The organism is Saccharopolyspora sp. NPDC045941 (assembly GCF_056431445.1).
Map to the genome: position 1 here is coordinate 24,776 of NZ_JBWKKU010000085.1, position 10,974 is coordinate 35,749.

Below are 10,974 nucleotides of genomic sequence, written 5' to 3' on the forward strand. Positions count from 1 at the left end.
CCTTCAGAGCCTGTTGGCGAACTCGGTCTTGATTTTGTCTTTGAAGCGGCGAAGCCGCTTGGCCCGCTCTCGCAGCTCGCACCGCCGCGGGTTCTCAGGCGTCTTCTCGCGAGGACAGCCCCGACGTGGTGAATTGGCATTCATGATGTCGGGGATCCCACAGCGAGAAGGCGTCTGAGGTTCCGCCACCCGCACCGCTACGCAGAACGAGTCCGGAGACAGGCCTGTCAGTACGCCAACGAGCGGTCGACCGCGTCGAGTACCCGATCCAGGTCGGGCAGGTAGCCCTCCTCCAGCTTGCTGGGCGGGTAGGGCGTGTCGAAGCCCGTCGCGCGCAGCACCGGGGCCTCCAGCGAGTAGAAGCACTCCTGCTGCACCCTCGTGGCGATCTCCGAGGTGACCGAGGCCTCCGCCGGGGCCTCGCTGACCAGCACCAGCCGGCCGGTGCGGCGCACCGACTCGAACACCGGGTCCAGGTCCAGCGGCGACAGCGTGCGCAGGTCGATGACCTCCAGCTCCAGCCCGTCCTCGGCCGCCGCGGCCGCCGCGTCGAGGCAGGTGCGGACCATCGGCCCGTACGCCGCCACGGTCACCGCCGAACCGGCGCGCGCCACGCGCGAGCTGAACAGCGGGATCGGCGGCGTGCTCGGGTCGAGCTCGGCCTTCTCGTAGTAGCGGCGCTTCGGCTCGAAGAACAGCACCGGGTCGTCGCACTCGATGGCCTGCTGCAGCATCCAGTAGGCGTCCACCGGGTTCGAGCAGGACACCACCTTCAGGCCGCTGATGTGCGCGAACAGCGATTCCGGCGACTCCGAGTGGTGCTCGACGGCGCCGATGCCGCCGCCGAAGGGCACCCGCACCACGACCGGCATCTTCAGCTTGCCCTGGCTGCGGAAGTGCAGCTTGGCCAGCTGGGAGACGATCTGGTCGAAGCCGGGGAAGATGAAGCCGTCGAACTGGATCTCGCACACCGGGCGGTAGCCGCGGATGGCCAGCCCGATGGCGGCGCCGATGATGCCGGACTCGGCCAGCGGGGTGTCCAGCACGCGGTGCTCGCCGAAGTCCTTCTGCAGGCCGTCGGTGATCCGGAAGACGCCGCCGAGCTTGCCGACGTCCTCGCCCATCACCAGGACCTTCGGGTCGCGTTCCAGCGACGCACGCAGGCCCATGTTCAGCGCCTTGGCGATCGTGACGGTCTGGGTCCCCGCCGTGGCGGTCGGGCGTTCCAACGCGGGCGCGGCCATCAGCGCACACCTCCTGCCATCGCCTCGTCGGCGAATCCGGCCAGGTACTGCAGGTAGTCCTCGCGCTGGGCGGCCAGCTGCGGGGTTTCCTCGGCGTAGACCTCGGAGAACATCCGTTCGGGCGGTGGTTCGGGCATGTTGAAGCAGAAGTCGCGCAGCCGGGCGGCGAGCTCGTCGGCCTCGGCGTCGACGCCGTCGAAGAAGCCCTGGTCGGCGATCTGCTCGCGGACCAGGTGCACGCGCAGCCGTTCGATCGGGTCCTTGAGCTTCCAGGCCTCGTGCTCGTCGGCCAGCCGGTACCGGGTCGGGTCGTCGGAGGTGGTGTGCGCGTCCATCCGGTAGGTGAACGCCTCGATCAGCACCGGGCCGTTGCCCTGGCGGCACTCGTCCAGCGCCCACTTGCTGACCGCGAGGCTGGCCAGCACGTCGTTGCCGTCCACCCGGATGCCGGGGAAGCCGTACCCGCTGGCGCGCCGGTAGAGCGGCACGCGGGTCTGGCGCTCCAGCGGCTCGGAGATCGCCCACTGGTTGTTCTGACAGAAGAAGACCACCGGCGCGTCGTAGACGGCCGACCACACCATCGCCTCGTGCACGTCGCCCTGGCTGGTGGCGCCGTCACCGAAGAAGACCATGGTGGCCTCGCCGTCGGGCTCGCCGACCTTGCCGTCGAAGCGCTGGCCCATCGCGTAGCCGGTGGCGTTCAGGCACTGGTTGCCGATGACGATCGTGTACAGGTGGAACCGGGTGTCGACCGGGTCCCAGCTGCCGTGGTCGGTGCCGCGGAAGATGCCCAGCAGGTCTGTCGGATCGATGCCGCGGCACCAGGCGACGCCGTGCTCGCGGTAGCTGGGGAAGGCCATGTCCTGCGGCTTCAGCGCCCGGCCGGCCCCGATCTGGGCGGCTTCCTGGCCGAGCAACGGCACCCAGATGCCCAGTTGGCCCTGGCGCTGCAGGGCGTTGCCCTCCCGGTCGGCGCGGCGCACCAGCACCATGTCCCGGTACAGGTCGCGCAGCTGCGCATCGGAGACGTCGATGTCGAAGTCCGGGTGTTCGACCCGCTGACCTTCTGGGGTGAGTAGCTGAACCAGGTCAGCTCCACCTTCGCTCGTGGCGCGCAAACCGGCGATCACCTGCTCCCGTGTGGGTTTCGCTGCGACAGCGGCAGGGGGGCCGGTGGTGCCTTCGGTCTTGGGTCGCGTCCATTGCTCGGGGGACATGCGTGATCTCCTCGTGTCGCGCCGGCCCACCCGCTTGTGGCGGTGTGGCCCGACTGCCCCGGCGAAACCGCAGGTGATCTGGTGGATCGCCTGGCGTTCCGGCCGGAGCGGTTGGATCGCTCCCCGTCATCCTGGCACGAAACCGGTCGTCTTCGTGAGCCCTGCCACAGGGATTCGGCCCGACCGCGGCCCGGTCGGCGTCCTCCCGTGTGATCACCGTAGTTCGCCGCCAGAAAAGGCAAAACCGCAGGTCATCGAAGTAATGGAGGTCCGACTAATGCTTTGTGGACCATCGCGGTACCGATATTGCGAAGCCGGTGTCTCCGGCGGTGAAAATAGGACAAACTGGACCCATGGCCGAGTTCCCCAACCCGCTCGCGCTGCCCGACGAGTTCGTCCTGCTGCTGCACAAGGACAACGGCACCTACTTCGTCAGCGCGAACCCGAACACGGCGACCGCCGCGGCCGAGATCGGCGAGCTGGTCCTGCGGGGCCGCGTCGAGCTGACCGGCACGGCGATGCGCCTGGTCGACTCCGGTTCGAGCGGACTGCCGTGGATGGACCGGCTGTTCGAGGACTTCCGGCAACGGGCCGGGCGACCGAACCGGCCGATCGACCTGAGCTGGTGGCTGGCGGGGCGCACCGGCACGTTCGCGACGCATCGCCACGTGCTGGTCGAGCACGGGCTCCTGCGCCGCGAACGGCGGAAGTTCCTGGGCGTGCTGCCGGACGACCGCTACCACCCGGATCGCGGTGTCCACGGCGCGCTGGTCTCCGAGCTGCACGAACTGGCCGCCGGCCGGCGGCCGGTCGACGAGCGGTTGGCGCTGCTCAGCGCGGTGACCTACCGCAGCGGGCTGGTGTACCTGCTCGACTTCGACCGCGCGCAGCGGAACCGGCTGAAGTCGATCGCGGAGACCGAGGACCTGGGCAACGCCGTCGGCGCGGCGGTCTCGGCGGCGCTGGCGGCGATCACGGCGGTCCCCGCGATCATCGTCGCGGCGGGCGGCTGAACCCCGCCGCCGCTGGCCATGTTGGGAAGGGACCGGATCCTGGACGCAGAGAGCGCTTCCCATGGCCGAGCCCGCTGAGCACCCGCACGACACCGAAGAGCTGGTGCGGCTGGTGCGCGTAGTCCGCCAGGAGCAGGGCTGGACGCCCGCCGAGCTCGCCGAAGCGGCCGGGGTGCCGGAAGCCGAGGTCGCCCGCTTCGAGGCCGAGGAGATCGTGCCCGCCGAACCGCTGGCGATGCGCTTCCTGGCGGCGATGGGCCGCGTCTAGCCGGTCCGATTCGGCCGCGTCGGCCGCGATTCGCTGCGAGACTGGGCGGCATGACCACGCTGACCCTGCCCGAAGAGTTCGCGCTGCTGCTCCAGAAGGACAACGGCTCGTACTACTCGATGTCCGACTACGCCGGCGCAGCGGAACTCGGCGAGCTCGTGCTGCAGCACCGGATCGACTTCGTCCGGAAGAAGATCCAGGTGCTCGACGCGAGCCCGAGCGGCATCGGCTGGTTCGACGACTGCATGGCATACCTGGTCAAGAAGGCGGGGCCGGCGAACAAGCCGGTGGCCGCGCAGAGCTTCATCCAGCACCGCAAGAGCGCGCGCAAGGTGCACTGCGCCGCCCTCGCGGAACGGGGCCTGATGCGCCGCGAGGAGAAGTCGGTGCTGTTCATCCCGTACGACAAGTACTTCCCCGACCCCGGGGCGCGGCAGGCGCTGATCGCCGAACTGCGCGCGGTCGCCCGCGACGAGATCGCGCTGGACAACCGCCGGGCGCTGCTCGCGGCGATGGTGCACGCGACCAACCTGGTCCGGTCGCTCGGGTTGGAGCGAGCGGAGCGCAAGCGGCTGAAGGAGATCAGCAAGGGCGAGCAGCTCGGCAAGGCGGTGGAGGCCGCGGTCGCGGCCGCGACCGCGGCGATCAGCGCCGGAGCCATCGCGGCCACCACCTCCGCGGCCGTGGGAAGCGGCAGCTGAAGGAACGATCGTGGCACGGATCCTGCCCGAGGAATTGACGCTGATCGGCCGCACGCCCGCGGGGCACGAGTACGGCTCGTCGACCAGGCTCGCCGTCGCCGCGGGCGTGATCGGCGAGCTCGCCCTGCACCGCCGCATCGCGATCGACCGCGGCTACATCTTCGTCACCGATCCGACTCCGACGACGCACCCGTTCCTGGATCCGTTGCTGGGCAAGCTGATCCAGCGGCCGTCGGCGATCTCGCTGACCGACTGCCTGAGGGACCAGGCGCTCCTGTACGAATCGTGGCTGAACCACCTCGTCCGGGCCGGGCTACTCCGGCCCGAAGCGGCCAGCCACCCGTCGGGTGGCACGCGATACGTGCCGGACCCGGAGGTCCGCGATCCGGTGCTCACCCGACTCCGGCACCTGCTGAACGGCTGGGCGGAACAGGATCCGCGCACCGTCGCGCTCGCCGGGATCGTGCACGGCAGCGGGCTCGGTGACGACCTGATCCCGTTCCCGGCGGACCGGGCGGCGCTGGCGGTGTTCGGGCAGCACGACCCGATCGGGCAGGCGATCGTGGCGATCCACACCGAGGACCGGCGGTCCGCCGATGCCCAGGCTGGCATGTTCCTCGTGTTCCCTGCGATTTTTGACGCCCCAGGGGGCTGCTGAGCAGTTCCGGCCATCCACGACGACCAGGTGGGAGCGGGCATAGGATCGCGGTGTGGATCGTGCAGCCGTAGCGAAGACCGTTGACCAGGCGTGGGACGAATCCGTCCTGCCGAGCCTCTCCGAGCTGGTGAAGATCCCGGCGATCTCGCCCTCCTTCGACTCCGAGTGGGTCGCCTCCGGGCATCTCGACGCCGCCATCGAGCACCTGCGGGCGTGGGTCGCGGCGCGGAACATCGCCGGCGCGAACATCGAGGTCGTGCGGCTGCCGGAACGCACCCCGCTGCTCCTGGTGGACATTCCGGCCAGCGAGGGCGCGCCCGACGAGACGGTGCTGCTCTACGGCCACCTCGACAAGCAGCCGCCGGTCGGCGGCTGGTCCGAGGGCCTCGGGCCGTGGACGCCGGTGGTCCGCGACGGCCGGCTGTACGGCCGCGGCTCCGCCGACGACGGCTACGCCGGGTACGCGGCGATCACCGCCATCGAGGCGGTCCGCGCACACGACGGCGCGCACGCGCGCTGCGTGGTGCTGCTGGAGACCGGCGAGGAGTCCGGCAGCCCCGACCTGCCCGCCTACCTGGAGCACCTGTCCGACCGGCTCGGCGCCGTGTCGCTGGTGGTGTGCCTGGACTCCGGCGCGGGCGACTACGACCGGCTGTGGCTGACGAACTCGCTGCGCGGCATGGTGCAGCTCGAGGTCAAGGTGCAGGTGCTCGACAGCGGCCTGCACTCCGGCATCGCCAGCGGCATCGCGCCCAGCTCGTTCCGGGTGCTGCGGGAGCTGCTGGACCGGCTGGAGGACTCCGCGACCGGCGAGGTCCTGGTGCCCGAGCTGACCGTGCAGATCCCGGAGAACCGGGTCGCCGAGGTGCGCGCCGCGATCGAGGCCGTGCCCGGCCTGGTGCGCAACGTCGTGCCGTGGCCGGAGGGGTTGCGGCCGGTCGACGAGGACGAGGTCGAGCTCGCCCTGAACAGCACTTGGCGGCCGACGCTCTCGGTGATCGGTGCAGACGGGCTGCCGAAGCCCGCGGATGCGGGCAACGTGCTGCGGCCCTTCACGACGCTGCTGCTGAGCTTCCGGCTGCCGCCGACCGCCGACCCCGAGGCCGCGATCCGAGCGGTCCAGGAGCGGCTGACCACCGACGTGCCCTACGGCGCGAAGGTGACCTTCGGGCACGCCGAGACCGGGCTGGGCTGGAACGCTCCCGACCTCGCTCCGTGGCTGGCCGCGGCGCTGGACCAGGCGAGCGACGAGGTGTTCGGCGCGGGCTGGCGGACGATGGGCCTCGGCGGCTCGATCCCGTTCATGGGCCTGCTGCACAACGCCTACCCGGACGCGCAGTTCGTGGTGACCGGCGCGCTCGGCCCGGACAGCAACGCGCACGTGCCGGACGAGTCGTTGCACCTGGCCTTCGCGGCCAAGGTCACCTCGGCCATCGCCTACGTCCTCGACGCCCACGCCCGCCGCTGACCGCCGCAATTTCATTGAGGTTTTCCAACCTCGTTCTGCGTGGCGGTGCGGGTAGCGGAACCTCAGAGGCTCCCTGGTCTGTGGGTGCCCTGACTTATGTATGTCCGATACACGGCGTCAGGGCCGTCCTCGCCAGGAAGCCTCTGAGAACCCGCGGCGGTGCGAGTGTCGTAGGTGGGCTATGCGCCTGCGGCGCATGCGACAGCCCATCGACGTGTGGCTTTACGACCCGCGGCTGCGGGCCGACCAGGATGGAAAACGCTCATTGAAATTGCGTCCCTCCGGGGTGTCGGCGCACCGGAGGACGACTTGCGAGGGGATCTGACGTGGTGGTGCGGGAGCTTTCGGGCGTCACCAAGCGCCATGGCGCCCGGTCGGTGCTCCAGGGCGTTGACCTCGACGTGCCGACCGGTGCGGCCGTCGGGATCTTGGGCGCCAACGGGTCCGGGAAGTCGACGCTGCTGCGGATCCTCGCCGGGGTCTCCCGGCCGTCCGGCGGCACCGTCGCCGGGCGGCCGCGCATCGGGTACGTGCCGGACCGGTTTCCCGCTCGGCAGCGGATGAGCGCCCGCGCCTACCTCCGCCACCTGGGCCGGATCGGCGGGCTGTCCACTATGGAGGCCACTGCCCGGGCCGACGGCTGGCTCGACCGCTTCGCGCTCGCCGGCGGCCCGGACACCTCGCTGCGCGAGCTGTCGAAGGGCAACGCGCAGAAGGTCGGGATCGCGCAGGCGCTGCTGTGCGATCCCGAGCTCCTGGTGCTGGACGAACCGTGGTCGGGCCTGGATCCCGATGCGCGCGGCGTGCTCACCGAGGTGATCGGCGAGGTCTCGGCGGCGGGCACGGCCGTCGTGTTCACCGACCACCGGCCGGAAGCGGTGCGGGCGCTGGCCACCCGCTCGCACCGGCTCGCCGACGGGCGCCTCGAACCGCTCGAAGCCGAGGTCGAGACTTGCCGGATCGTGTTGCGCGACGGCGAATCCGTCGACTGGGCGGCGCAGCCCGGCGTGCAGGCGGTGCGCCCGGGCCACTCGGACGTGACGCTGGTGGTGACCGTGGAAGCTCGGGAATCCTTGCTGCTCAAGGCGATAGAGCAGGGTTGTGCGGTGCTCTCGGTGGCCGCGCGGTGATCCCGCTGATCCGCTACCAGCTGGCCATCCTCGGCCACTCGCAGCGCTACCTGCCGCCGGTGCTGCTCTACATCGCGTTGCTGGCCATCTTCTACAGCAACAACGACGGCCCGGCGCTGCCCGGCTTCGCGGTGACCGCGGCGGGATTGCTCGTCGTGGCTGGCTGGTTGACGATCGCGCTGGTCGACGTGGAGGACGTCGTGCAGCGCACGGTCACCCGCGCGCACGCCGGATCGATGACCCGGATGCTGGCGAGCGTCGTGCTGGCCGTGCTGTGCTGCTCGATCGGGCTCGCGGTGCTTTCCGTTGCCTGGGCGGAGATCTCGCACGGGCTCGACCACCCGCCAGGCGATCTCGGCATCGGCCTGCTGGCGCACGTCGCGTGCGCCGCGTTCGGCATCGCCGTCGCCCTGCCGTGCTCCGGGCTGGTCGTCCGCCGCATCGGGTACACGGTGATCGCGGCGGCGGCGCTGTTCGCGATCACGTTGCTGGCGAAGTGGATTCCGCTGGCGTTCCCGCTGCTGCTGGCGCTGAGCGCGGACGCGACGAGCGCCGCGCTGCTCGTGCGGTCCGCGCTCGTCGCCGTCTTCAGCCTGGTCGCCAGCACGCTGCTGGTCACGGCCTGGTGCGTCCGCCGCGCCTAGCGGTGGTCCTAGCCTGGCCGCAAGCCCTCGGCCGGTCAGCGCTTCGGGATCAGGATCCAGAGCACGATGTAGATCACGAACTGCGGGCCGGGCAGCAGGCAGGACAGCAGGAACAGCAGGCGGACGGTGAACGGCTTCATCCCGAACCGGTCGGCCAGACCGGCGCACACCCCCGCGATCATCGCCTTGTCGCTCGGCCGGGACAGTGCCATGCGGTACGTCGTCATGCCTCAATGCTCGCCGAGTCGGCGCCGCGGTGCGTCAGGGGACGACCCCGAGATCCCCCTGAACCGGATCCGACCGCGGGCTGATGCCCGGTCCGACCGCGGGCCTACCCCGGACGCGCCGGTTCCCGCCCGGCGGGGGACCCGGGCGGGCACCTCTCTTCGGCGGATCGATCAGCAGCGGGCGTGGTAGGTGCGGTTCGCCAGAACCTGCCCGCCGGAGGTCACCACGACCTCGGTCGCCTTCTCGCCGGTCAGCGGGACCTGCGCCGAAACCAGGCCGCCGCGGCCGACCGTGCCGATGGCCCGCCGCTCGCCGTCGACGGTCACCTCGAACGGCGCGAGCCCGTCCGCCGCGCGGCGGATCTCGTAGCGGACCAGCGGCGACGCGCTCAGGTCACCGGGGAAGAACGGGCTCAACCACGGGAACGTCGCGGTGAGCGGCGACAGGTCGTGGCAGGTCGCCTCGCCCAGGCGGACTTCCAGCACGCCCGGCGGCGTCCCGGCCGACGCGGTCGCGGTGGGCGCGGCCAGCGCGGCCGCCGCGGTGAGCACCAGGGTGAGGGATCGTCGGCCGACCATCAGCGAAGCACCTCCATCGGTGGCGGAAGATCACCGCCTCGACGCTAAGGTGCGCATCCCCTGCCCGGGCCGTTCCTTACCCCAACGAGCGACACCGGGTAACACGAATCGGTCTCGTGTGCCGTCCAGGAAGCCGCCGCACGGGTCGTCGATCGCGCCCGGCTCCCGCCCGCCCCGCATCGCGAGCGCCGCGCGGATCTTGTCCCGCTCCGGCCGCACGATCTCCCGGACGACCAGCACGCACAGCGCGACGACCATCGCGTCGCGGATCACCACAGCGCCCAGGAACCAGCCCTCCGGCAGGCCCTTGTTGCCGGTGCCGAGGTAGTAGTACATCCGCGGCGCCCACACCGCGGCGTCGACGATCATCCAGGTCAGCAGCAGCCGCCAGCGCGGAATCGCCAGCACCGCCAGCGGCACCAGCCAGAGCGAGTACTGCGGGCTCCACACCTTGTTGGTCAGCAGGAACGCCGCGACCACCAGGAAGCACAGCTGCGCCAGCCGCGGCCGGGTCGGCGCGGCCAGCGCCAGCCACCCGATGCCGAGGCAGGCGACCAGGAACAGGCCGAGGCTGACCGCGTTCAGCACCGTCGGCGTGGCGCCGTCCCGCAGCGGGCCGTCGAAACCCGCCCAGCCGGTGAAGTACATCAGCACGTTGTACAGCGAGTCCGGGTCGGCCGGGCGTTCGTTGTTGAGGCGGAAGAACTCCCGCCAGCCCTCCGGGTAGAGCACAAGCACCGGCACGTTGACCACCAGCCAGGCCAGCGCGGCGGCCAGCACCGTGCGCAGCGCGTCCGCCATCTTCCCGGCGCGCCAGGCCAGCACCAGCAGCGGGCCGAGGAAGAACAGCGGGTAGAGCTTCGCCGCGCCGCCGAGCCCGATCAACACCCCGGCCAGCACGGGCCTGCGCCGCGCCCACGCGAGCAGGCCGGCGGTGCCGAAAGCCGTGGCCAGGGCGTCGAAATTGGTGAAGGCGTGCACGAAGACCAGCGGCGACACGGCGGCCAGCGCGGCGTCCCAGACTCGCCGGCGGCACAGCAGCACCAGCGCCCAGATCGTCACCAACCAGGCCACGGCCAGCCAGAACGCCGAGATGTTGAAGTACAGCACGCTGGTCAGACCGGTCGGCAGCCAGCCGTAGCCCGCCAGGGTCGCCCAACCGTCCGCGGCCCGCGCGTTGATCCACTGGAACACCCCGGTCAGCACCGGGTACTCCATGTACCGGACCTTCTCCTGCGGCGTGCCGGCGTTCTCCAGCCAGGCCGTCTTGTACGGGAACGCGTCGTCCGGCGCGATGTCGCCCATGCCGTAGCGCGGGATGATGTCGGTGTAGCACATGGCGGTGTACTGCTTGCTGTTCCGCCAGTCCAGCTGCGGCCCGTTGCCGGTGTCGTAGGTGACCTGGCAGGGTGCCTTGAACAGCCACGACGCGGCCAGCACCAGCACCGCGAGGAGCAGGATCACCCGCAGCGGCGTCCAGAACCACTGGCGTCCGACCTGCGCGTGCCGCCCGAGCCTGCCGCCGAAGGGCCGGCTGAGCTTCTGCGCCAGCGGCTCCGTCCAGGTCGGCGCGACGCGGTCGGCGGGGTCGAGGGAATCGCTGTCCACCGCCGAGCTCGCGCGCTCGCCGGGGGTCGGCGCCGGTTCGGTGCTGGCGGGCTCGTTCGAGGTGGACACGCCCGGATGCTACTTGGGGCCGAACAACGCGGAGGGGCACCCGCCGCCTGAACTGGTCCCCGGAAGTTGGACTCGGTAATTGAGAGTCTAGGCAGCGAGGGTCTGGGCCCGGTATTGCACCGGGCTCAGGCCCTCGCAGTGTGTGTGG

The 10,974-nt window shown here is 70.9% G+C and carries 12 protein-coding genes; 7 read left to right on the forward strand and 5 right to left on the reverse strand.

Annotated elements, in window-relative coordinates:
• Positions 1-227 precede the first annotated feature (227 nt).
• Both AC07FN_RS40865 and pdhA read right to left on the reverse strand, forming a co-directional pair.
• Positions 228-1,244, reverse strand: coding sequence for an alpha-ketoacid dehydrogenase subunit beta (locus tag AC07FN_RS40865; protein ID WP_478400504.1), 1,017 nt, complete (start codon positions 1,242-1,244; stop codon positions 228-230).
• Positions 1,244-2,461, reverse strand: a complete 1,218-nt coding sequence (gene pdhA, locus AC07FN_RS40870; RefSeq protein WP_478400505.1) for a pyruvate dehydrogenase (acetyl-transferring) E1 component subunit alpha — start codon at positions 2,459-2,461, stop codon at positions 1,244-1,246. The genes AC07FN_RS40865 and pdhA overlap by 1 nt, the downstream gene beginning before the upstream one ends.
• 353 nt (positions 2,462-2,814) lie before the next feature.
• On the opposite strand from pdhA, the gene AC07FN_RS40875 reads away from it, so the two are divergent.
• From AC07FN_RS40875 to AC07FN_RS40905, 7 genes are all read left to right on the forward strand, one after another.
• The gene (locus AC07FN_RS40875) at positions 2,815-3,474 is read left to right on the forward strand and encodes a GOLPH3/VPS74 family protein (protein WP_478400506.1); all 660 of its coding nucleotides are present in this window, start codon (positions 2,815-2,817) and stop codon (positions 3,472-3,474) included.
• Positions 3,475-3,535: 61 nt separating this feature from the next.
• On the forward strand, positions 3,536-3,742 hold the full coding sequence (locus AC07FN_RS40880; protein ID WP_478400507.1) for a helix-turn-helix domain-containing protein: 207 nt from the start codon (positions 3,536-3,538) through the stop codon (positions 3,740-3,742).
• A gap of 50 nt (positions 3,743-3,792) precedes the next feature.
• Entirely contained in the window at positions 3,793-4,443 is a 651-nt protein-coding gene (locus tag AC07FN_RS40885; protein WP_478400508.1) for a GOLPH3/VPS74 family protein, read from the forward strand.
• 10 nt (positions 4,444-4,453) lie between these two features.
• Positions 4,454-5,101: a GOLPH3/VPS74 family protein gene (locus AC07FN_RS40890; protein ID WP_478400509.1), complete on the forward strand. Its 648-nt coding sequence runs from the start codon at positions 4,454-4,456 to the stop codon at positions 5,099-5,101.
• 52 nt (positions 5,102-5,153) lie between these two features.
• Positions 5,154-6,569 (forward strand): M20/M25/M40 family metallo-hydrolase, encoded by a 1,416-nt coding sequence (locus AC07FN_RS40895; protein ID WP_478400510.1) that lies wholly within the window; start codon positions 5,154-5,156, stop codon positions 6,567-6,569.
• Between the two features lie 332 nt (positions 6,570-6,901).
• A complete protein-coding gene (locus tag AC07FN_RS40900) occupies positions 6,902-7,699 on the forward strand; it encodes an ABC transporter ATP-binding protein (RefSeq protein ID WP_478400514.1) in 798 nt (265 codons plus the stop codon).
• Complete coding sequence (locus tag AC07FN_RS40905) at positions 7,696-8,343, forward strand: hypothetical protein (RefSeq protein ID WP_478400511.1); 648 nt, start codon at positions 7,696-7,698, stop codon at positions 8,341-8,343. Before AC07FN_RS40900 ends, AC07FN_RS40905 begins: the two co-directional genes overlap by 4 nt.
• A 35-nt stretch (positions 8,344-8,378) precedes the next feature.
• Here the strand turns inward: AC07FN_RS40905 and AC07FN_RS40910 are convergent, their stop codons facing one another.
• The 3 genes from AC07FN_RS40910 to AC07FN_RS40920 form a co-directional block, all read right to left on the reverse strand.
• Entirely contained in the window at positions 8,379-8,570 is a 192-nt protein-coding gene (locus tag AC07FN_RS40910; protein WP_358568375.1) for a PspC domain-containing protein, read from the reverse strand.
• A 171-nt stretch (positions 8,571-8,741) separates the two neighbouring features.
• The gene (locus tag AC07FN_RS40915; RefSeq protein ID WP_478400512.1) at positions 8,742-9,149 is read right to left on the reverse strand and encodes a hypothetical protein; all 408 of its coding nucleotides are present in this window, start codon (positions 9,147-9,149) and stop codon (positions 8,742-8,744) included.
• A gap of 30 nt (positions 9,150-9,179) precedes the next feature.
• The gene (locus tag AC07FN_RS40920; RefSeq protein ID WP_478400513.1) at positions 9,180-10,826 is read right to left on the reverse strand and encodes a glycosyltransferase family 87 protein; all 1,647 of its coding nucleotides are present in this window, start codon (positions 10,824-10,826) and stop codon (positions 9,180-9,182) included.
• Positions 10,827-10,974: the final 148 nt, after the last annotated feature.

Excerpts from the sequence above, each read along its gene's own strand:
- AC07FN_RS40865 (WP_478400504.1), bottom strand. The coding sequence starts at position 1,244 with ATGGCCGCGCCCGCGTTGGAACGCCCGACCGCCACGGCGGGGACCCAG.
- pdhA (WP_478400505.1), bottom strand. The coding sequence starts at position 2,461 with ATGTCCCCCGAGCAATGGACGCGACCCAAGACCGAAGGCACCACCGGC.
- AC07FN_RS40875 (WP_478400506.1), top strand. The coding sequence starts at position 2,815 with ATGGCCGAGTTCCCCAACCCGCTCGCGCTGCCCGACGAGTTCGTCCTG.
- AC07FN_RS40880 (WP_478400507.1), top strand. The coding sequence starts at position 3,536 with ATGGCCGAGCCCGCTGAGCACCCGCACGACACCGAAGAGCTGGTGCGG.
- AC07FN_RS40885 (WP_478400508.1), top strand. The coding sequence starts at position 3,793 with ATGACCACGCTGACCCTGCCCGAAGAGTTCGCGCTGCTGCTCCAGAAG.
- AC07FN_RS40910 (WP_358568375.1), bottom strand. The coding sequence starts at position 8,570 with ATGACGACGTACCGCATGGCACTGTCCCGGCCGAGCGACAAGGCGATG.
- AC07FN_RS40915 (WP_478400512.1), bottom strand. The coding sequence starts at position 9,149 with ATGGTCGGCCGACGATCCCTCACCCTGGTGCTCACCGCGGCGGCCGCG.